Origin of the sequence: Xanthomonas translucens pv. undulosa (genome assembly GCF_017301775.1) — a bacterium.
GTDB lineage: Bacteria > Pseudomonadota > Gammaproteobacteria > Xanthomonadales > Xanthomonadaceae > Xanthomonas_A > Xanthomonas_A translucens.
This window is the reverse complement of the sequence record NZ_CP063993.1, coordinates 555,618-575,642: the sequence shown is the minus strand read 5'-3', so window position 1 is coordinate 575,642 and position 20,025 is coordinate 555,618. Positions and strand designations below refer to the sequence as shown.

Genomic DNA, 20,025 nt, shown 5'->3' with positions numbered 1-20,025 from the left:
GGGGATAGCAGGGCAATGGCGTTGACCAAAGCGGAAATGGCCGAACGGTTGTTCGACGAAGTCGGGCTGAACAAGCGCGAGGCCAAGGAATTCGTCGATGCTTTCTTCGATGTGCTGCGCGATGCGCTGGAGCAGGGTCGGCAGGTGAAGCTGTCCGGTTTCGGCAACTTCGATCTGCGCCGCAAGAACCAACGGCCCGGTCGCAATCCAAAGACCGGCGAAGAAATCCCGATTTCGGCGCGGACGGTAGTCACCTTCCGCCCAGGACAGAAGCTCAAGGAGCGAGTGGAGGCTTATGCTGGACCCGGGCAGTAACCGCGAACTTCCGCCGATTCCGGCCAAGCGCTACTTCACCATCGGTGAGGTCAGCGAGCTGTGCGATGTCAAACCGCACGTGCTGCGCTACTGGGAAACCGAATTTCCCAGCCTGGAGCCGGTCAAGCGCCGCGGCAACCGTCGCTACTACCAGCGCCACGACGTGCTGATGGTGCGGCAGATCCGCAGCCTGCTGTACGAACAGGGCTATACGATCGGCGGGGCGCGCTTGCGCCTGGAGGGCGAGGGTGCCAAGCAGGAGTCGGCGCTGAGCAACCAGATCATCAAGCAGGTGCGGCAGGAACTGGAAGAAGTGCTGCAGTTGTTGCGGCGCTGAGCGGCAACGGCGCGACCTGCTAGGAATGGCCGCCCCAATCCCGCTATAATCGCCAGCTCGCCGCGAGGCGGGACCGCCCAACGGCGGATGTTTTTACCGGGGTATAGCGCAGCCTGGTAGCGCACTAGTCTGGGGGACTAGTGGTCGTCGGTTCGAATCCGGCTACCCCGACCATCTTCGAGGGCCCATGTCAGTGACATGGGCCTTTTTCGTTTTGCGGGGTTTGCGCAGCCCGATCGCAGGCGCGCAGCCGAGGCCCGCGCACGATTCGGCAGGCATGGCGTTGCCTGGGTCCGGTATTCGCGGCATGGCGGCCGGGTGTTCTTGCGCGTCCTTTCCAGCCACACGGCAGCGGGCGCGCAGCGGCTCGGACGAAGGGGTAGACAAAGGCGTCGGCGCTGGCGTCATGCGTGCGTAACCTGCCGGCGAGCGGGACGGAAATCCGGCAGTGAACTGCAGAACAGAGCCGTCAATGCCTTGACATGCGTCACGTTAACGTCGTGTATTTTGATACGCGTCTTCGCTGCCCATGCTGAATGCGTGGACATGTAGTTGAATCCGCGCGGTATGGCGTCAAAAAAATGTCGGAAGATGTCTTGGTAGGGGCCGATAGCTGTGCCATAGTGCACTGCAACACGAGGCTTCGCTGTTGCTCCGGGCCGTCGCCCCGGGCATGAAATGACACTGCAATCGTCTTGCCCCGAACGGTGATGGAGCGCCGTCTGGTTAGATGAGTGCGGCGTTCCCAAAATCACTCGACAGAGGGCATCTGCATCGCACATGGGTAAACTCTCCGGTACGTTCAACTGGGCATGGTGCCTGGCCCTTTCCAGTCTGGTCTTCCTGTCCGCCTGCAGCAGCGGGCCGAAGATGCGGACGGAACTGCCGCCTGGCGATCCGCTGGCCGGCTCTATGGGTCAGCCGGAATATCTGCTGGGTCCTGGCGATCTGCTGACGGTCAAGGTGTTCCAGGTCGACGACCTCGAGCGCCAGGTGCGGGTCGACAACGAAGGCCGCATCTCGCTGCCGCTGGTCGGCGACATCAAGGCGGCCGGGCTCAGCGTCAACGCATTGCAGAAGGACATCACCGAACGCTACCGCAACGGCTATCTGCAGAACCCGCAGGTGTCGGTGCTGGTCAACGAGTTCACCGGCAACCGGGTCACCGTGACCGGCGCGGTAGGCGAGCCGGGAATCTATCCGATCGCCGGGTCGGCACTGACCCTGCAGCAGGCGTTGTCGCTGGGCAAGGGCGTCAGCGATGTGGCCAGCCGCGGCAACGTGGTGGTGTTCCGCAACGTCGGCGGGCAGAAGATGCTGGCCCGTTTCGATTTGCGCGATATCCAGAAGGGCATCTCGCCGGATCCTGAAATCTACGGCGGCGACATCGTCGTGGTGTATCGCTCCGATGCGCTTGTAGTGCTGCGCACCATGGTGCAGCTGACCCCGTTCGTCATGGTCTGGCGGGCATACCGATGAGTCTCTCGAGCATGCACACCCGTACTTCTTCCGCGCCGCTTAGTCCTGCCGACATCAGCCTGCTGGACTACTGGAACGCCCTGTACCGGCAGCGCTGGCTGATCGTCGGCATCACCGCGGCGGTGGTGTTGCTGGCGCTGCTGGTAACGTTACTGATGACCCCCAAGTACCGCGCCACCAGCGTGCTGCAGATCGAGCGCGAGTCCTTGAACGTGACCAACGTGGCGAACCTGATGCCGGTGGAATCGCCGCAGGATCGCGACTTCTACCAGACCCAGTACGAACTGCTCGGCAGCCGCTCGCTGGCGCGGGCGGTGATCCGCGAGGCGCACCTGACCCAGGAGCCGACGTTCAAGCCGCTGATCGATGAGGCGCTGGAGAAGCTGCAAGGCAATGGCGATGGCCGCGCGCCGTCGCCGCAGGCGCGCGCCGCCGCCGCCGAGAACGCGCTGGTCGGTCCGGTGCTGGACGCGTTGATGATCGAGCCGGTGCGCGATTCGCGGCTGGTGCGGATCAACTTCGATTCGCCGGATCGGGTGCTGGCCGCGCGCGTGTCCAACACTTACGCGCGCATGTTCATCGCCTCGACCCAGGAGCGGCGCCTGCAGGCGTCCTCGTTCGCCGCCAAGTACCTGTCCGAGCGTCTGGAGCAACTGCGCGCCAAGGTGGAAGAGTCGGAGAAGAACGCGGTCGATTACTCCAGCAAGGAGCAGATCGTGTCGCTGGGCGACGACAAGCCGTCGCTGCCGACGCAGAACATGAGCGAATTGAACGTGCGCCTGGCGGCCGCGCAGGATGCGCGGATCAAGGCCGAGTCGGCCTGGCGCCAGGCCGGGATCGGCGACGGCATGGGCTTGCCACAGGTGATCAGCAGCCCGCTGATCCAGGGCCTGCGCACCGAGCAGGCCAAGCTGGAGGCCGACTACCAACAGAAGCTGGCCACCTTCCAGCCCGGCTATCCGGAGATGCAGCGCCTGCAGAACCAGATCGCCGAGACCAAGCGCCAGATCGGTAACGAGATCGCCAACATCCGCAGCGCGCTGAAGAACGATTACGAAGCGGCGCGGCAGCAGGAGACCCTGTTGTCCGAACGCATCTCTACCCTGAAGAACGACGAGCTGGATCTGCAGACCCGCAGCATCCGCTACAACATGCTCAGGCGCGAAGCCGACACCAACCGCCAGCTCTACGACGCGCTGCTGCAGCGCTACAAGGAGATCGGCGTGGCCGGCAACGTGGGCACCAACAATGTGTCGATCATCGACCGCGCTGACGTGCCGGGCAAGCCGAGTTCGCCGAAGATCTTGCTGAACCTGGCGCTGGCGTTCGTGTTCGGCCTGTTCTCGGCCATCGCCATCGCCTTGATCCGCTATTTCCTGCGCGAAGCCAATGCGGCGGCCGTGGCATGAAGCGCATGGCGCACAGCCTGGGGCGATGCGGCTTGATCGCGATCGCGGCGGATGCGACGACGCAGGCACATCGTCTTTTTTCTACGCAAATTCTTCAGCGAGGTGATACGTGATTCAGCTAAGTAAGGAGGTGCTCCATTATTTTCCTGACCAGTTGTACGCAGTCGTCCTTGTCTTGAATTAACACGGGCTGCCGTGGACCTGGGGTCGGTGAGGAAGTCACCGCAGCGGTCCACTGGCAGATGAGATCGAGGCTCGCATACGTCGCATGTTCCCCCGCATGCCACCGACCGAGTTTGGATGGGAATCCCGCCATGCTTCTTGCAGACCTGAGTAGCGCCACCTATACGACATCGTCCCCCCGCCTGCTGTCCAAATATGCAGCCGCCGCGGACATCCTGCTACGCGTGTCGGATCTGACGGTCATCGTCGCGGGCGCGCTGCTGACCCACCGCCTGCTGTTCTCCAGCTGGCTGCCGGAAGCGTCCTATCGGGTCGCGATCGGTACCACCTTGCTGTACGCGGTGATCTGCTTTGCGTTGTTCCCGCTGTACCGCAGCTGGCGCGGACGCGGCCTGCTGCGCGAAATGATGGTGCTGAGCCTGGCCTGCGGCGGCGTGTTCGCGCTGTTCGCGGTGCATGCGTTCGTGGTGCAGTTCGGGCAGCAGGTCTCGCGGTTGTGGATCGGCCTGTGGTTCGTCACCAGCCTGGCCACGTTGCTGGTCTCGCGCACCATGGTGCGCGGCGTGCTGAACCACCTGCGCTCGGAAGGCGTGGATGTGCAGCGCGTGGTGGTGGTGGGCCTGCGCCATCCTGTGGTCAAGATCCACAACTACCTGAGCCGCAATCCGTGGGTCGGCATGCAGCTGGTCGGCTATTTCAGCAGCGACTACGACTTGTCAGTGGCCGACCACCCGAAGAAGCTGCAGTGCCTGGGAGCAGGCACGCCGGAATCGCTGATCGACTACCTCAACAACAACGAGGTCGAGCAGGTGTGGATCTCGCTGCCGCTGGGCGAGCGCGACCACATCAAGCAACTGCTGCAGCAGATGGACCGCTACCCGATCCAGGTCAGGCTGATCCCGGACCTGTTCGACTTCGGTATGCTCAACCAGTCCGGCGACCAGATCGGCAACGTGCCGGTGATCAACCTGCGCCAAGGCGGGGTGGACCGCAACACCTACTTCGTGGTCGCCAAGGCGCTGCAGGACAAGCTGGTCGCGCTGGCCGCGCTGGCAATGCTGTGGCCGGTGATGCTGGCGATCGCGGTGGGCGTGAAGCTGAGTTCGCCAGGTCCGGTGTTCTTCCGCCAGCGCCGCCATGGCCTGGGTGGGCGCGAGTTCTACATGTACAAGTTCCGCTCGATGCGCGTGCAGCAGGAACCCAACGACGTGGTGGTGCAGGCCAAGCGCGGCGACAGCCGGGTCACGCCGTTCGGCGCGTTTCTGCGCCGCAGCAGCCTGGACGAGCTGCCGCAGCTGTTCAACGTGCTTGGTGGCAGCATGTCGGTGGTGGGGCCGCGGCCGCATGCGGCGCAGCACAACACCCACTACGAAAAGCTGATCAACCATTACATGCAGCGGCACTACGTCAAGCCGGGCATCACCGGCTGGGCCCAGGTCAACGGGTTCCGCGGCGAGACGCCCGAACTGCGGACGATGAAGAAGCGCATCCAGTACGATCTGGACTACATCCGGCGCTGGTCGCTGTGGCTGGATACGCGGATCATCGTGCTCACCGCAGTGAAGGTGCTCGGGCAGAAGACAGCCTACTGATGGGCCCGATGTACCGATATCGCGCCGACCGTCCCCACTGCCGGCGCTGCCCCGTCGTCGGCAGCGGCGGCGGCGTCGGCTGGGCCGCGTGCCGCAGCGCCATCGAGTTCGTTTGCCGCCGTGTCGTGTGCGCGGGGCGTGCCGCGTTGGCTGCGTGGCGGCGGCCGTTGTCGCAGCGTGTGGCGCCTCGCGTGGCGCAGCGAGGTGCCGCGTGCTGAACACCGCCATCGATGCCCCGCCGATGACGCTGCGCGAGCAGCGCCACAACCTGCTGATCGAGCTGGTGCTGCTGTTCGCCATCGGCTACAACTTCCTGCTCGCGGTGGTGAACGCCAAGGTGTTCCGGGTCAGCCCGGCCATGACCTATGTGGTGGAAGTGGCGATCTACGGCGCCTGTTTCCTGATCGGGCTGTGGTCGCTGGACCGCAAGCGCACGGCGATGGTGTTCACCGGCATCGGCCTGCTGGCGGTGCTGATGCTCGTGCGGCTGTTCCTGGTCTGGTCGATCGATCCCAAGTTCTTCCGCGACGCGCTGATCCCGTTCGCGTTCCTGGTGCTGGGCGCGGCCTATACCGGTTCGCTGCCCAAGCTGTTCCTGCGCATGGCGCTGGTCGTGTCGCTGGTGGCGGCGTTCGAGCTGGCGCTGCCCAATGTATACGGCGACGTGGTCAATCCCAAAAGCTACTTCGTCAATGCGCGCGGCGCCAGCGCGTCGAGTTTCTGGAACCAGGACAGCAACCTGTTCGTCAGCGCGACCCGGCCGGGCGCGCGCAACTTCCTGCCGTCTTCCAACCTGCCGCGTGCGTCCTCGGTGTTCATCGAGCCGGTGACGATGGGCAACTTCATCATCTTCTTCACCGCGATCCTGCTGACCTTCTGGCGCTGGATGCGGCCGGTGGGCATCGCCGTGTCGGTGGCGATGATCGGCTTCCTGATCGTGGCATCGGACGGGCGTTTGGCCGCCGGCACCTGCGTGATGATGGTGGCGCTGACGCCGCTGCTGCTGCGCATGGACCAGCGCCTGGGGTTCCTGATCTTCTTCGGCGTGCTGCTGGGCGCGTGGCTGATGGTGTGGGCGTCGGGCATCCAGAGCTACGAGGACACCACGCTGGGGCGGGTGTTCTTCACCGTCTATTCGATGCGCAACATGACTGCCGAGTCGTGGCTGGGCCTGGATTTCGACATGCCGTACAAATACTTCGATAGCGGCATCGCTTATTTCATCTCCTCCCAGTCGGTGGTGCTGGTGCTTGCATTCCTGCTCGCCTATTCGTTCGCGATGCTGATGCGCACGATCGAGGGCCAGCTGTTCAAGAACCTGCTGATCTTCGCCTTCGCGCTGAGCCTGCTGGTGTCCAACGGCTACTTCTCGATCAAGACCGCGGCGCTGTGGTGGTTCGTCTGCGGCTGCCTGTGGCAGATGGCGCCGAGGCGCGCAGCGCCGGATGCGTTGCCGCCGGCAAGCGACACGCCGCCGCGTGCGGCGGTGGCGACATGAGCGCGCACACGCAGGCGGTGCAGACGGTGCTGGCCGAGCAGCCGGCCCGCGCCGGCGTGCGCGGCACGCGCGATGCGCGGATCGATGCGGCCAAGGCGCTGGCGATCCTGCTGGTGGTGTTTGGCCATGCCAAGGGCATCCCGCATGCCTATGTGATCCTGGCCTACAGCTTCCACGTGCCCATGTTCTTCGTGCTGTCCGGCTGGGTCGGCGAGGCGTTCGGCAAGCGGCCGCTGGGCGTGGCGACCTGGACCAAACTGGCGCGCAGCCTGTTGCTGCCGTACCTGGGGTTCTTCCTGGTCGCTTACGCGTATTGGATGCTGACCCGCCACATCGGTTCCAAGGCGCAGCTGTGGGGCGACCGGCCGTGGTGGGAGCCGCTGCTGGGCCTGGTCAGCGGCATCGGACCCAAGCTGTACGTGATGCCGGCGCTGTGGTTCCTGCCGGCGCTGTTCGTGACCACGCTGGGCTATCTGTACCTGCGCCGGCACCTGTCGCTGGACGTGCTGGCGGTGCTGTCGCTGCTGCTGGCCTGGGGCTGGGCGATCTGGTTCCCGACCCAGGATTACCGGCTTCCGTTTGCGCTGGATGTATTGCCGGTGTCGTTGTGCTTCTTCGCGCTCGGCGCGGCTGCGGCCAAGCGCAGCGGCTGGCTGCCGACCAGTCGCACCGGCAATGCGGTGGCGGCGTTGCTGCTGGCGGCGGCGTGGTTCGCGATCGCCTGGAACAACGGCCGCGTGGACGTGAACATGATGAAGTTCGGCCATTCGCCGTTGGGGTTCCTGGCCGCTAGCCTGCTCGGCAGCGCGATGGCGCTGTGCGCGGCGCGGCTGGTGCAGGAGTGGGCGTGGGTGCAGTGGATCGGGCGCAATACCTTGCTGATCCTGTGCACGCATACGCTGCTGTTCTCGGTCATGGCCGGCGTTGCCAGTCGCACCGGCCTGGTCCGCGGCGATGCCTGGGGGCCGGCCTGGGCGGTGTCGGTGAGCGTGTTCGCGGTGCTCGCCAGCGTGCCAATGCGCGCGGTGATCGTGCGCGTGGCGCCGTGGATGATCGGGGTGCGGCGCGAGCCGGCACGGCCGGAGGCGTCCTGATGGCGCCGTCGCAATGCGGTGCGCTGGCGCACGGGAGTGTTCAATGAAGGTGGTCCACGTGGTGCGCCAGTTCCATCCGTCCGTGGGCGGCATGGAAGAGGTCGTGCTGAATATCGCGCGGCGGCATCTGCAGCAGGGCCGCGACCAGGTCGAAGTGGTGACCCTGGACCGGGTCTTTACCCGGCCGCAGGAGCGGCTCGCGCCGCGCGATGCCTACCAGGGCGTGCCGATCGTGCGCCTGCCATTCCGCGGTTCCTCGCGCTATCCGCTGGCGCCGACGGTGCTTGCGGCGCTGCGCGGCGCCGACCTGGTGCACGTGCACGGGATCGATTTCTTCTACGACTTCCTGGCCTTGACCCGGGTCCTGCACGGTACGCCGATGATCGTCTCCACCCACGGCGGTTTCTTCCATACCACCTATGCCTCGCGGCTGAAGATGCTGTGGTTCAAGACGCTGACCCGGGCCTCGGCCTGGGCCTACGCGCGGGTCGTGGCGACCAGCGAGAACGATGGCCAGGTGTTCTCGGCGGTGGTCGCGCCGCAGCGCCTGCGGGTGATCGAGAACGGCGTGGACGTGAGCAAGTTCGCCGGGCAGGGCAGCGCCACGCCGGGGCGCACGCTGATCTATTTCGGGCGCTGGTCGGTCAACAAGGGCTTGCTGGAAACGCTGGACCTGCTGCGCGCGCTGGCGGCGCAGGATCCTGCCTGGCAGCTGATCGTGGCCGGGCGCGAATACGACTTCACCCAATCCGATCTGCTGCAGGCGATCGCCGAACGCGGCCTGCAGGACCGCGTGCAGCTGCGCGTGGCGCCGTCGCAGGAGGAACTGGCGCAGCTGCTCGGCAGCGCGCAGTACTTCGTGTGCCTGTCGCGTCACGAAGGCTTCGGCCTGGCCGCGGTCGAAGCGATGAGCGCCGGCCTGTTGCCGGTGCTGAGCGACATTCCGCCGTTCGCGCGCCTGGTGCGCGAATCGGCGCAAGGCGTGCTGCTGGATCCGGCCGATCCGCAGCGCGCCGCCGCGGCGGTACACGCCTATGCCGCCGCCACCGACACGACGTTCCCCGCGCAGCGGCAAGCGGCCATGGCCTATGCGCAGCGCTACGACTGGGAGCACGTGGTCGGCGCCTATCTGGACGAATACCGCGCGGTACTGGGCAAGACGGAGGGGGGGCGATGAGCGGCGAACCGCGTTGCAGCGGCGATGCGCGCGTGCCCGGTCCGCCGATCAGCGTGCTGCTGTCGACCGAACGGCCGACCGCGACCACCAATCCCTATCTGACCCAGCTGTATGCGGCATTGCCGCAGCAGGTGCAGTTGCGTTTCTTCTCGATGCGCGCGGCGCTGCTGTCGCGCTACGACGTGCTGCACGTGCACTGGCCGGAATACATGATGCGGCATCCCACTGCCTTGGGCACGCTGGCCAAGCAGGCGTGCATGGCGCTGCTGCTGCTACGGCTCAAGCTCGGCGGGGTGCCGCTGGTGCGCACGCTGCACAACGTGGCGCCGCACGAGGACAAGGGCTGGCGCGAGCGCCTGCTGCTGCGCTGGACCGATCGCCTGACCGCACGCTGGATCCGCATCAATGCGACCACGCCGGAACGCGCGCCGGCCACCGACACCATCCTGCACGGGCACTACCGCGACTGGTACGCGGCGATGCCGCAGCCGCCGCGGGTGCCGGGACGTTTGCTGCATTTCGGCCTGCTGCGTCCTTACAAGGGCGTGGAAACCCTGCTCGCGACGCTGCAGGCCTTGCCCGATCCGGCACTGAGCCTGCGCATCGCCGGCAATCCGATCGATGCGCAGATCCGCGCCGTGGTCGAACAGGCCTGCGCCGCCGATCCGCGGATCAGCGCGCGCCTGCAGTATGTGGAAGACGACGTCCTGGCGCGCGAGGTCGCCGAGGCCGAGCTGGTGGTGCTGCCGTATCGGCAGATGCACAACTCCGGCACCTTGCTGCTGGCCTTGTCGCTGGCGCGGCCGGTGCTGGCGCCGTGGAGCGCGGCCAATGCGGCGATCGCCGACGAGGTCGGGCCGGGCTGGGTGCTGTTGTACCAGGGCGAGCTGGATGCGGCGCAACTGGCCGACGCGCTGGCGCAGGCACGGCGCCTGCCCGCCGACGCGGTGCCGGACCTGTCGCGGCGTGACTGGTGCGCGATCGGCCTGCAGCATTACCGCAGCTATCTGGATGCATGCGGCGTACGCAACGAGGCACGGGCATGAGCGCGACCGAAACCCCAGGTTCCGCCACGCCGCCGCAGCGCAGCCTCGGCGCGCGCGCGGCCGGTGGCGCGGCGGTGACCATGGCCGGGCAGCTGGCGAAGATGGTGGTGCAGTTCGGTGGCATCGTGCTGCTGGCGCGCTTGCTGACGCCCTACGACTATGGCCTGATGGCGATGGTCACCGCGATCGTCGGCATGGCCGAGATCCTGCGCGACTTCGGCCTGTCCTCGGCCGCGATCCAGGCCAAGCACGTCAGCCGCGAGCAGCGCGATAACCTGTTCTGGATCAACAGCGGCATCGGCCTGGTGCTGGCGATCGTGGTGTTCCTGTCCTCGTCGTGGATCGCGCGCTTCTATCGCGAGCCGGCGCTGCTGGGCATTTCGCAGGCGCTGGCGGTGACCTTCCTGCTCAATGGCATGACCACCCAGTACCGCGCGCATCTCAGCCGCGGGCTGCGCTTCGGTCAGGTCTCGCTGAGCGATGTCGGCGCGCAGGTCATGGGCCTGATCGCCGGCGTCGGCGTGGCCCTGGCCGGCTACGGCTATTGGGCGCTGGTGTGGCAACAGGTGGTGCAGGCGCTGGTCAACCTGGCCATCGCCGGCGTCTGCGCGCGTTGGCTGCCGCGCGGCTATCGTCGCGACGCGCCGATGCGCGCGTTCCTGAGCTTCGGCTGGAACCTGATGGCCGCGCAGCTGCTCGGCTACGCCAGCCGCAACGTCGGCCAGGTGATCATCGGCCACCGTATCGGCGCCGAGGCGCTGGGCCTGTACAACCGCGCGTTCCAGCTGCTGATGATGCCGCTGAACCAGATCAATGCGCCGGCCACGTCGGTGGCGCTGCCGGTGCTGTCGCAGCTGCAGGACGACCCGCCGCGCTTCGGCAGCTTCCTGCTGCGCGGGCAGACGGTGATGGTGCACCTGATCGTGGCGCTGTTCTCCTTCGCCTGCGCACTGGCGTTGCCGCTGATCGTGCTGGTGCTCGGCGAACAATGGCGGCCGGCGGTGCCGCTGTTCCAGGTGCTAACCCTGGGCGGCATCTTCCAGACCGCGTCCTACGCCACCTATTGGGTGTTCCTGGCGCAGGGCCTGATGCGCCAGCAGCTGGTGTATTCGGTGGTCGGGCGGGTGATGCTGATCGTCTGCATCTTCGCCGGCTCGGTCTGGGGGGTGATGGGCGTGACCATCGGCTACACGCTGGGCCTGCTGGTGATGTGGCCGCTGTCGGTCATCTGGATCGCCAAGGTGGCGCCGCAGGTGCCGGCCATGGAGTTGTTCAACAACGCCCTGCGCGCGATCCTCGGCTATGGCGCGGCAGGCGCGGCGGCGTACTTCGCCGCGCAACAGTGGGGCGGCAGTTCGCTGTGGCAGCAACTGGCGGTGGGCGGTTTGGCCATGGCGCTGGGCTGCGTGCTGGTGTTCGCGCTGTGGCCGGCATTCCGCCGCGACGTGATGGCGATCCTCAACATGCGCACCCTGTTGCGCGATGCCAGGGCCAAGCGATGACGTGCGCGCAGTCGATTTTCCCCGAACACCCTTCCCGCAAAGGAGCGATGGCATGAGCGATTCTTCCGCGTCGGCGACGCTCGCTGCGGCACCGGCGGCGTCCCTTGCCGGACGTCCGCCGTGCTATCTGGTGCTGTCCGCGCACGACTACCGCACGCCGCGCCGCGCCAATATCCACTTCATCGCCGACGAGCTTGCCAAGCGCGGCACCACGCGCTTCTTCTCGCTGCGCTACAGCCTGCTGTCGCGGCTCAAGGGCGACCTGCGGCTACCGCTGGACGCCACCGCCAACAGCGTGGTCGAGCACAACGGCGTGGAGTGCTACCTGTGGCGCGCGCCGTTGCACCCGTTCAACACGCGGCGGCGCTGGCTGCGACCGCTGGAAGACCTGATGTTCAAGCTGTACGCGGCCAAGCCGCCGGCCACGCTGCTGCGCTGGATGCGCGAGGCGGACGTGATCGTGTTCGAAAGCGGCATCGCGGTGGCCTTCATCGAACTGGCGGCACGCATCAACCCGACCGCACGCAAGGTCTACCGCGCTTCCGACGGCCTGAGCACGATCAACGTCGCCGACTACATCGAGCGCGAGTTCGCGCGCGTGGCGCCGAGCCTGGACGTGATCGCGCTGGTGTCGCCGGCGATGGCCGAGGAGATTTCCAGCCGCCACAACGTGTTCCATGTCGGGCATGGGGTGGACCACAACCTGGACACGCTCGGCGATCCGTCGCCGTACGCCGAGGGCATCCATGCGGTGGCGGTCGGCTCGATGCTGTTCGATCCGGAATTCTTCGTCGTCGCCAGCCGCGCCTTCCCGCAGGTGACTTTCCACGTAATCGGCTCTGGCATGGGCCGCGCGCCGGGCTACGGCGACAACGTGGTGGTGTACGGCGAAATGAAGCACGCCGAGACCATCGGCTACATCAAACACGCGCGCTTCGGCATCGCGCCGTATGCCTCCGAGCAGGTGCCGGTGTATCTGGCCGACAGCTCAATGAAGCTGCTGCAGTACGATTTCTTCGGCCTGCCGGCGGTGTGCCCGAACGCGGTGGTGGGCAGCTACCAGTCGCGCTTCGGCTATACGCCGGGCGACGAAGCTTCGATCGTCGCGGCGATCGGGAAAGCGCTGCACGCGCCGCACGTGCGCCACCGCCAATGCCTGAGCTGGTCCGAAACCACCGACCGCGTCCTGGATCCGTCGGCGTATCCGGAAACCCGGCTTTTCGCAGGCGATGCCGCCTGATCAGTACCGATTCGCCGTCGAGCGCCATGCGCGCACCAACAGGAGGGTCTTGCATTGTCCGCATTACAAAAATGGATCGATTACACTGAGCGCCGCGCCTTGTTCTGGTGGAAGCCGAAGAACGGGGAGATCAACGTGGGCGATCACCTGTCCAAGATCATCGTGTCCAACGTGCTGGGGCAGCGCGACCGGACCCTGCTGGACAAGCGCGACAAGCGCAAGCGTCTGATCGCGATCGGCTCGGTGTTGCATTTCGCCAGCGATGGCGACACGGTGTGGGGCAGTGGCGTCAACGGCAAGATCCGCGCCGACCGCCATACCTTCCGCACGCTCGACGTGCGCGCCGTACGCGGACCCAGGACCCGCGCCTTCCTGTGCGAGCGCGGCCTGGACGTGCCGGAGATCTACGGCGACCCCGGGCTGCTGATGCCGCTGTTCTTCCCGCGCGAAGCGCTGGCGCCGCCGACCGCGCGGCAGCCGTTCCTGATCGTGCCGCACTTCAACGAGCCGTCGGACAAATATGCGCGCTACAATCACCAGCTGGTGCTGCCGAACCGGCAGCCGGCCGGGTTCGTGCGGCAATTGCTGGCCGCGGAACTGGTGATTTCCAGTTCCTTGCACGGCCTGATCCTGGCCGAAGCCTATGGCGTGCCGTCGGTGTACCTGGACTGGGGCAACGGCGAGGATCGGTTCAAGTACGACGACTATTACCACGGCACCGGGCGCATGCAGTGGCATGCCGGCCACAGCGTGGAGGAGTGCCTGGCCCTGGGCGGCAATGTCCCATTCGATCTGAATGCCGTGCAGCGCGGCCTGTTGGACAGTTTTCCTCATGACCTCTGGTGACCCACAAGCCGAACCCCGGGAGGTGATGGCGCTGGGCGGCTATCCGATCCTACGCACCACCGAAGCGGCGTTCGCCGATGCGCTGTTCCAGGCGCAGGCGCATGGCGAGCAGCGCCTGGTGTTCTTCGCCAACACCAACTTCGTGGTGCAGTGTCAGGCGCTGCGCGCGCGGCTGCGCGCGCCGGGCGTGCGCATCGTCAACGACGGCATTGGTATGGACCTGGGCGCGCTGCTGGTGCATGGCCGCCGCTTCGCCGGCAACCTCAATGGCACCGACCTGATTCCGTACCTGTGCCGGCACAGCCGGCGGCCGCTGCGCTTCTTCCTGCTGGGCGGGCGTCCGGGCGTGGCCCAGGCCGCTGCGCAGACGCTGCGGCAGACGCTGGGCCAGGACGTGGTCGGGACCTGCGACGGCTATGCCGAGTTCGCCGCCGCGGGCGCCGCCCTGGCCGGGCGCATCAACGCCAGCGGCGCCGACGTGGTGTTGGTGGCGTTCGGCAATCCGCTGCAGGAAAGCTGGATCCTCGAGCATGCAGCGCAGCTGGATGCGCGCTTGCTGTTCGGGGTCGGCGCGTTGCTGGATTTCCTGTCCGGCAACGCCCAGCGCGCGCCATCCTGGGTGCGCCGGCTGCACATGGAGTGGATGTACCGCCTGTTGCGCGAACCGCGACGCCTGCTCAAGCGCTATAGCTGGGACCTGCTGGTGTTCTTCGGCGTCTGCCTGCGCAACGGCCGGCACCTGGGCTAGGCAGCCGTGGCTAGCCGGTGGCCGCCGGCGCGTATCGATCGCCGGGACGGCCAACGCGTCGGTGGTCTAGCCCAAGCCCGCCGGCAGGCATTAAAATGCGCCATGTCTACGAAATCGTCCATTCGCATCGCTACCTTGCTGCGCGACCTGTCGCTGCTGCCGCACCCGGAAGGCGGGCGCTATGCGCGCGTGCACACCTCCGCGTTGCAGGTCCAGCACGGGGGCACCACGCGCCCGGCCTGCACTGCGATCCGCTTCCTGCTGGTGCGCGGGGAGTGCAGCGATTGGCACCGGATCGATGCCGACGAAACCTGGCAATGGGAGGAGGGCGGTGCGCTGGACTTGCTGAGCTTCGATCCGCAGCATGGCCTGCAGCGCTACCGGATGGACGCCAGCGAGCGCGGCGGCCTGCCCGCCGTGGTGATCCCGGCCGGCAGCTGGCAGGCGGCACGGCCGCTGGACGACTACAGCCTGGTGCGCTGCGTGGTGACGCCAGGCTTCCTGTGGGAACGCTTCGAATTGCTGCCCGCCACCGATCCGCTGGTCGCATACCTGCCCAAGCTGGCAGGCTGAACATCACTGGCGCCGCGCGATCTGCGGCGTCGCGCCATGTTGCTGAGGAGTGCTGCGATGCCGTTGGCGAACGCGTTGAGAGGCATCGGGGGCGCTATTGCTGGTGTTGGCGGTACCGTCAGTGGCGCAGGTAGTCGACCTGGATCGGGTGTTGGTGACCGGGCGCCAGCCAGGCGGCTGTGGCAGGTGCGCCGCGGCGACCACATGCCGTGGATCCTGGGCACGCTGTCGCCGCTGCCCAAAGGCATGCTATCTGGCCCGCGACGCCAACGTGCAAAAGAGGTGATCGCGCCTTGAGCGCGCGATGTGCGGCGTGCCGATTGCCCGGCGACGCCACACATGCCGCACCACCAACGCGGATTGCGCTCAGCCGGCCGCGGTGCACGGCGGATTGGCGCCGGCCGCCAGTTGCGGCCAGCGCGCCAGGATCGCCGCGCGTATGCCGGCGGCGTCGATGCCGGCTTCGGCCAGCAACTGCTCGCGGCTAGCATGGTGCTGGAACGCGTCTGGCAGTCCCAGGTGCAGCAGCGGGCGCAGCACGCCTTCGGCATTGAGCAGTTCGGCCACGCCGGCGCCGGCGCCGCCGGCCACCACGTTGTCCTCGATGGTCACGAAGCCGTCGTGGCTGCGCGCAAGCTCGAGCAGCAGCGCGCGATCCAGCGGCTTGACGAAGCGCATGTTGACCACGCTCAGGCCCAGCTCGCGGCCGACCTGTTCGGCCGCGGCCACGGTCGATCCGAATGCCAGCAGCGCCAGCGTGGCGCCCTGGACGCGCAGTTGCGCCTTGCCGATCGGCAGCGTCTCCAGGGCGGTGCCGGGCGCCACGCCGGGACCGATGCCGCGCGGATAGCGCACCGCGGCCGGGCCGGCGTGACGCAGGCCGGTGCTGAGCATCTGCCGGCACTCGGCTTCGTCGGCCGGGGCCATCAGCACCAGGTGCGGCACGCAGCGCAGGAAGCTCAGGTCCAGGTTGCCGGCATGGGTGGCGCCGTCGGGGCCGACCACGCCGCCGCGGTCGATCGCGAACAGCACATCGAGCTGCTGCACCGCCACGTCGTGCACCAGCTGGTCGTAGCCGCGTTGCAGGAAGGTCGAGTAGATCGCCACCACCGGCTTGGCGCCCTGCGTGGCCATGCCCGCCGCCAGCGTCACCGCATGCTGCTCGGCGATCGCCACGTCGAAGTAGCGCTGCGGGTATTCCTTGCTGAAGCGCACCAGGCCCGAGCCTTCGCGCATTGCCGGGGTGATCGCCAGCAGCGCCGGTTCGGCCGCGGCCATGTCGCAGATCCAGTCGCCGAACACGTCGGTATAGGTCGTTGCCTTGGCGCCCGGCTTGGACACCAGGCCTTTGCTGGGATCGAACGGGCCAACCGCGTGGTAGCCGATCTGGTCGCCCTCGGCCAGCTCGTAGCCCTTGCCCTTGGTGGTGATCACGTGCAGCAACTGCGCACCCTTCAACGTCTGCAGGGTCTTCAGCGCGCCGATCAGCGCCGGCAGGTCGTGGCCGTCGATCGGCCCGGTGTAGTGGAAGCCCATCTCCTCGAACAGCGTGGACGGCACGAACATGCCTTTCCAGTGCTCCTCCCAGCGGCGCACGAAACGCGCGGTGGGATTGTTCTTCTTGTCGCCGAGGATCTTCTTGCCGCCCTCGCGGATCGCATTGAGGGTCTTGCTGCCGCTCATCCGGCCAAGCATCTTGGTGACCCCGCCGACCGCTTCGGAGATCGACATGCGGTTGTCGTTGAGGATCACCAGCAGGTTCGGTTCCGGGTCCATGCCGCCGGCGTGATTCAGTGCCTCGTAGGCCATGCCGGCGGTCATCGCGCCGTCGCCGATCACCGCCACCACCTTGCGCTCGTCGCCGGCGCGCTGCAGCGCGATGGCCATGCCCAGCGCCGCGGAGATCGAGGTGGAGGAATGACCGACGCCGAAGGTGTCGTACTCGCTCTCATCGCGCTTGGGAAACGGCGCCACGCCGCCGGCCTGCTTGACCGAATGGATCTGGTCGCGGCGCCCGGTCAGGATCTTGTGCGGATAGGTCTGATGGCCGACATCCCACACCAATCGATCGACCGGGGTGTCGTAGAGATAGTGCAGGGCCACGGTGAGTTCGATCACGCCCAGCCCGGCGCCGAAATGGCCACCGCTCTTGCCGACGCACTCGATCAGGTAGGCGCGCAGTTCCTCCGCGATCGCCGGCAGTTCCGACTCCTCGAAGCGGCGCAGTTCTGCGGGGATCTGGATGCGCGCAAGGCGCGGATAGCGGGTGGGGTCGATCATCGGGATTCGGGTTCAGCGGACCGTCCATTTTCCTCCCCATTCCGGGCACGGGCAAGCAACCCATTCAGTTGCGCACGGGCGCGGGCCAGGCTGGACGGGAGGTGCGGCAATCCGTCGCAGTGCGCGGCGGCGTGCGGTTCAGAGCGACAGCTTGGAGCGCTTGGGCAATTGCGCCTTCAGGAACGACATCTGGTCGGCGAGGATGTTGCGGTTGGACAGGATCAGGTGCTCGATCCAGCTCGGCCGGTAAGGCACCGCCAGCAGCGGCATCGAGGCCTGCTGCGGGGTGCGGTTGCCCTTGCGCGAATTGCAGTGGAAACACGCGGTGACCACGTTCTCCCAGGTGTCGCGGCCGCCCTTGGACACCGGCATGACATGGTCGCGGGTCAGGTGCGGGCGGCTGAACTGCTGGCCGCAGTACAGGCACAGCTGCGCGTCGCGGGCGAACAGCGCGGTGTTGGTCAAGGTGGGCGTGGGATCGAGTGCACGCGAGCGCGCATGGCCGCGCGCGGCGATGATCGGATGCAGGTGCAGCACGCTGCGCTCGCCGCTGGCGCGCGACATGCCGCCATGGATGTGCATGCACGGCTCGCCCAGGGTCCAGGCCACCGCGCCGCGCGCATACAGGCAGGCGGCCGATTGCCAGTTGATCCAGTCCAGTACCCGGCCATGCGCATCCAGCGACAGCAGTCGCACCGAAGGCAGATGGGCGTGAACAGGGGGAGGCGGCAACGACGCGTCGCCGGCCGAAGCGGCAAAGGCTCCGGTATCGATCAGACCAAGCGTTGTTGTGTCTGTCTCCATCGGGAAAACAGCTTATACCCGATTGTTGACGATTTGTGTATCCAAGCAGGACCGATCCGTGCGACCGGCGCGTTGCGCCGCCGGTCGCGCAGCGCGCGCTGCTCAGAAGTGCGCGTCGGACATCGCCATCAGCGGTTCGGCACCGGCCTCGATCACCGCGGCGTGGGTCAGCGTGCGCGGCAGCAGCTTGGCGTAGTAGAAGCGCGCGGTCTCGCGCTTGGACTGCTTGAACGTCTCGCTGTGCGCCGATGCATCCGCCGCGGCGACGCTGCGCGCCCACCAGTAGGCCAGCACCACGTAGCCGGAATAGAACACATAGTCGTAGCTGACCGCGCCCAGTTCGTCGGCGTTGCCGGCGGCGCGCTGCAGGATGCGCTTGGTCAGCGCCGCCCATTCGCCGGCCTTCGCACGCAGTGGGCCGACGAACTCGGCCAGCGCCGGGTTGTCCCCATGTTCGGCGGCGAAGGCCTCGATCTGCGCCAGGAACAGCTTCAGCCCCGCGCCCTGGCTGGACGCGGTCTTGCGTCCGATCAGGTCCAGCGCCTGGATGCCGGTGGTGCCTTCGTACAGCGTGGTGATGCGGGCGTCGCGCGCCAGCTGCTCCATGCCGTGCTCGTGGATGTAGCCGTGGCCGCCGAAGCACTGCAGCGCGTGATAGGTGTTCTCCACGCTCCATTCGGTCTGGCAGGCCTTGGAGATCGGGGTCAGGAAACTGACCAGCACATCGGCCTGCTCGCGCTCGGCCGGATCCTGCGCGTGGTGGGCGATATCGATCAGGGTCGCGGCGTGCAGCGCCAGCAGGCGGCTGCCTTCGGTCAGCGCCTTCACCGTCAGCAGCATGCGGCGCACGTCCGGGTGCACCAGGATCGGGTCGGCCGGCTTGTCCGGCAGCTTGGCGCCGGTTAGCGAGCGCGACTGCAGACGCTCGCGCGCATAGCGCAGGGCGTTCTGGTAGGCGCGCTCGGACAGGCCGATGCCCTGGAGGCCGACGCCGAGCCGTGCTGTGTTCATCATCGTAAACATTGCCTGCAGGCCCTTGTGCGGCTGGCCGACCAGGTAGCCCTCGGCACCATCGAAGTGCATCACGCAGGTGGCCGAGCCGTGGATACCCATCTTGTGCTCCAGCGAGCCGCAGCGCACCGCATTGCGCTCGCCGACGCTGCCGTCGCGGGCGACCTTGAACTTCGGCACCACCAGCAGCGAAATGCCCTTGGCGCCGGCCGGCGCATCCGGCAGCCGCGCCAGCACCAGGTGCACGATGTTGTCGGTGAAGTCGTGCTCGCCGGCGGTGATGAAAATCTTGGTGCCGCTGACCGACCAGCTGCCGTCGGCATTGGGTTCGGCGCGGGTCTTGAGCAGGCCCAGGTCGCTGCCGCAGTGCGGCTCGGTCAGGCACATGGTGCCGGTCCAGCGTCCGTCCACCAAGGGCTTCAGGAACACCTCCTGCTGCCAGGCCTCGCCGTGCTGCTTCAGCGCCTCGACCGCGCCATGCGACAGCAGCGGGAAGTTGCCCCAGGCCAGGTTGGCCGCGTTGACCATCTCGTTGAGTGGCACGCCCAGGGTATGCGGCAGGCCCTGGCCGCCGAACTCGGTGGCCGCGGTCAGCCCGGTCCAGCCGCCCTCGGCGAACTGCCGGTAGGCCTCGCGGAAACCGGGCGCGGTGGTGACGGCGCCAGTTGCGGTGTCCAGCGTGCAGCCATGCTCGTCGCCGACCCGGTTCAGCGGCGCCAGCACGCTGCCGGTGAAGCGCGCGGCTTCCTCCAGCACGGCATCGACCACGTCGGTGGTGGCCTCGGCATAGCCGAGGCGGGCGAACAGCGCTTCCACCTGCAGCACGTCGTGCAGCGCGAAGCGCAGGTCGGTCAGCGGGGCTTGGTAGGTGCTCATGCGGTCGCTCGAACA

General features: G+C 67.1%; 17 protein-coding genes and 1 tRNA gene. 15 read left to right on the top strand and 3 right to left on the bottom strand.

Translation table 11 applies throughout. The features are described 5' to 3' along the window. Positions 1-15 precede the first annotated feature (15 nt). The 15 genes from ISN38_RS02285 (at position 16) to ISN38_RS02215 (ending at position 15,039) form a co-directional block, all read left to right on the top strand. Complete coding sequence (locus ISN38_RS02285) at positions 16-315, top strand: integration host factor subunit alpha (RefSeq protein WP_003466661.1); 300 nt, start codon at positions 16-18, stop codon at positions 313-315. Then, positions 296-652 carry a MerR family transcriptional regulator gene (locus tag ISN38_RS02280; protein WP_003466663.1) on the top strand — a complete coding sequence of 119 codons (357 nt, stop codon included), beginning with the start codon at positions 296-298 and terminating at the stop codon, positions 650-652. The genes ISN38_RS02285 and ISN38_RS02280 overlap by 20 nt, the downstream gene beginning before the upstream one ends. 97 nt (positions 653-749) lie before the next feature. Then, positions 750-826, top strand: a tRNA-Pro gene (locus ISN38_RS02275). Between the two features lie 606 nt (positions 827-1,432). Next, the gene (locus ISN38_RS02270; RefSeq protein WP_003466665.1) at positions 1,433-2,131 is read left to right on the top strand and encodes a polysaccharide biosynthesis/export family protein; all 699 of its coding nucleotides are present in this window, start codon (positions 1,433-1,435) and stop codon (positions 2,129-2,131) included. Then, positions 2,113-3,540: a GumC family protein gene (locus tag ISN38_RS02265; protein ID WP_170873947.1), complete on the top strand. Its 1,428-nt coding sequence runs from the start codon at positions 2,113-2,115 to the stop codon at positions 3,538-3,540. Before ISN38_RS02270 ends, ISN38_RS02265 begins: the two co-directional genes overlap by 19 nt. A 314-nt stretch (positions 3,541-3,854) precedes the next feature. Continuing rightward, a complete protein-coding gene (locus tag ISN38_RS02260) occupies positions 3,855-5,315 on the top strand; it encodes an undecaprenyl-phosphate glucose phosphotransferase (protein ID WP_003466670.1) in 1,461 nt (486 codons plus the stop codon). A 241-nt stretch (positions 5,316-5,556) separates the two neighbouring features. After that, positions 5,557-6,813 carry a hypothetical protein gene (locus tag ISN38_RS02255; protein ID WP_038236859.1) on the top strand — a complete coding sequence of 419 codons (1,257 nt, stop codon included), beginning with the start codon at positions 5,557-5,559 and terminating at the stop codon, positions 6,811-6,813. Beyond that, positions 6,810-7,907: an acyltransferase family protein gene (locus ISN38_RS02250; RefSeq protein WP_038236862.1), complete on the top strand. Its 1,098-nt coding sequence runs from the start codon at positions 6,810-6,812 to the stop codon at positions 7,905-7,907. Before ISN38_RS02255 ends, ISN38_RS02250 begins: the two co-directional genes overlap by 4 nt. 43 nt (positions 7,908-7,950) lie before the next feature. After that, positions 7,951-9,084 (top strand): glycosyltransferase family 4 protein, encoded by a 1,134-nt coding sequence (locus ISN38_RS02245; protein WP_003466676.1) that lies wholly within the window; start codon positions 7,951-7,953, stop codon positions 9,082-9,084. Then, positions 9,081-10,130: a glycosyltransferase gene (locus tag ISN38_RS02240; protein WP_003466677.1), complete on the top strand. Its 1,050-nt coding sequence runs from the start codon at positions 9,081-9,083 to the stop codon at positions 10,128-10,130. Before ISN38_RS02245 ends, ISN38_RS02240 begins: the two co-directional genes overlap by 4 nt. Beyond that, positions 10,127-11,632, top strand: coding sequence for a lipopolysaccharide biosynthesis protein (locus tag ISN38_RS02235; RefSeq protein ID WP_058358620.1), 1,506 nt, complete (start codon positions 10,127-10,129; stop codon positions 11,630-11,632). The genes ISN38_RS02240 and ISN38_RS02235 overlap by 4 nt, the downstream gene beginning before the upstream one ends. A 52-nt stretch (positions 11,633-11,684) precedes the next feature. After that, on the top strand, positions 11,685-12,872 hold the full coding sequence (locus ISN38_RS02230; protein WP_003466679.1) for a GumK N-terminal domain-containing glycosyltransferase: 1,188 nt from the start codon (positions 11,685-11,687) through the stop codon (positions 12,870-12,872). A gap of 54 nt (positions 12,873-12,926) precedes the next feature. Beyond that, complete coding sequence (locus ISN38_RS02225; RefSeq protein WP_206712042.1) at positions 12,927-13,718, top strand: polysaccharide pyruvyl transferase family protein; 792 nt, start codon at positions 12,927-12,929, stop codon at positions 13,716-13,718. Beyond that, on the top strand, positions 13,705-14,466 hold the full coding sequence (locus tag ISN38_RS02220; RefSeq protein WP_038236850.1) for a WecB/TagA/CpsF family glycosyltransferase: 762 nt from the start codon (positions 13,705-13,707) through the stop codon (positions 14,464-14,466). The genes ISN38_RS02225 and ISN38_RS02220 overlap by 14 nt, the downstream gene beginning before the upstream one ends. Positions 14,467-14,568: 102 nt before the next feature. Further along, the gene (locus ISN38_RS02215; protein ID WP_038236853.1) at positions 14,569-15,039 is read left to right on the top strand and encodes a cupin domain-containing protein; all 471 of its coding nucleotides are present in this window, start codon (positions 14,569-14,571) and stop codon (positions 15,037-15,039) included. A gap of 366 nt (positions 15,040-15,405) precedes the next feature. Here ISN38_RS02215 and dxs read toward each other — a convergent pair whose 3' ends face one another. From dxs to ISN38_RS02200, 3 genes are all read right to left on the bottom strand, one after another. Beyond that, on the bottom strand, positions 15,406-17,319 hold the full coding sequence (gene dxs, locus ISN38_RS02210) for a 1-deoxy-D-xylulose-5-phosphate synthase (RefSeq protein ID WP_003466688.1): 1,914 nt from the start codon (positions 17,317-17,319) through the stop codon (positions 15,406-15,408). A 138-nt stretch (positions 17,320-17,457) separates the two neighbouring features. Further along, complete coding sequence (locus tag ISN38_RS02205) at positions 17,458-18,123, bottom strand: HNH endonuclease (RefSeq protein ID WP_038236856.1); 666 nt, start codon at positions 18,121-18,123, stop codon at positions 17,458-17,460. Between the two features lie 102 nt (positions 18,124-18,225). Further along, the gene (locus ISN38_RS02200; RefSeq protein WP_058358618.1) at positions 18,226-20,010 is read right to left on the bottom strand and encodes an acyl-CoA dehydrogenase C-terminal domain-containing protein; all 1,785 of its coding nucleotides are present in this window, start codon (positions 20,008-20,010) and stop codon (positions 18,226-18,228) included. Positions 20,011-20,025: the final 15 nt, after the last annotated feature.

What these genes read in the sequence shown, in the direction of transcription:
- ISN38_RS02285 (WP_003466661.1), top strand. Translation starts at nt 16, where the DNA reads ATGGCGTTGACCAAAGCGGAAATGGCCGAACGGTTGTTCGACGAAGTC.
- ISN38_RS02280 (WP_003466663.1), top strand. Translation starts at nt 296, where the DNA reads ATGCTGGACCCGGGCAGTAACCGCGAACTTCCGCCGATTCCGGCCAAG.
- ISN38_RS02270 (WP_003466665.1), top strand. Translation starts at nt 1,433, where the DNA reads ATGGGTAAACTCTCCGGTACGTTCAACTGGGCATGGTGCCTGGCCCTT.
- ISN38_RS02260 (WP_003466670.1), top strand. Translation starts at nt 3,855, where the DNA reads ATGCTTCTTGCAGACCTGAGTAGCGCCACCTATACGACATCGTCCCCC.
- ISN38_RS02255 (WP_038236859.1), top strand. Translation starts at nt 5,557, where the DNA reads ATGACGCTGCGCGAGCAGCGCCACAACCTGCTGATCGAGCTGGTGCTG.
- ISN38_RS02250 (WP_038236862.1), top strand. Translation starts at nt 6,810, where the DNA reads ATGAGCGCGCACACGCAGGCGGTGCAGACGGTGCTGGCCGAGCAGCCG.
- ISN38_RS02245 (WP_003466676.1), top strand. Translation starts at nt 7,951, where the DNA reads ATGAAGGTGGTCCACGTGGTGCGCCAGTTCCATCCGTCCGTGGGCGGC.
- ISN38_RS02240 (WP_003466677.1), top strand. Translation starts at nt 9,081, where the DNA reads ATGAGCGGCGAACCGCGTTGCAGCGGCGATGCGCGCGTGCCCGGTCCG.
- ISN38_RS02235 (WP_058358620.1), top strand. Translation starts at nt 10,127, where the DNA reads ATGAGCGCGACCGAAACCCCAGGTTCCGCCACGCCGCCGCAGCGCAGC.
- ISN38_RS02230 (WP_003466679.1), top strand. Translation starts at nt 11,685, where the DNA reads ATGAGCGATTCTTCCGCGTCGGCGACGCTCGCTGCGGCACCGGCGGCG.
- ISN38_RS02220 (WP_038236850.1), top strand. Translation starts at nt 13,705, where the DNA reads ATGACCTCTGGTGACCCACAAGCCGAACCCCGGGAGGTGATGGCGCTG.
- ISN38_RS02215 (WP_038236853.1), top strand. Translation starts at nt 14,569, where the DNA reads ATGTCTACGAAATCGTCCATTCGCATCGCTACCTTGCTGCGCGACCTG.
- dxs (WP_003466688.1), bottom strand. Translation starts at nt 17,319, where the DNA reads ATGATCGACCCCACCCGCTATCCGCGCCTTGCGCGCATCCAGATCCCC.
- ISN38_RS02205 (WP_038236856.1), bottom strand. Translation starts at nt 18,123, where the DNA reads ATGGAGACAGACACAACAACGCTTGGTCTGATCGATACCGGAGCCTTT.
- ISN38_RS02200 (WP_058358618.1), bottom strand. Translation starts at nt 20,010, where the DNA reads ATGAGCACCTACCAAGCCCCGCTGACCGACCTGCGCTTCGCGCTGCAC.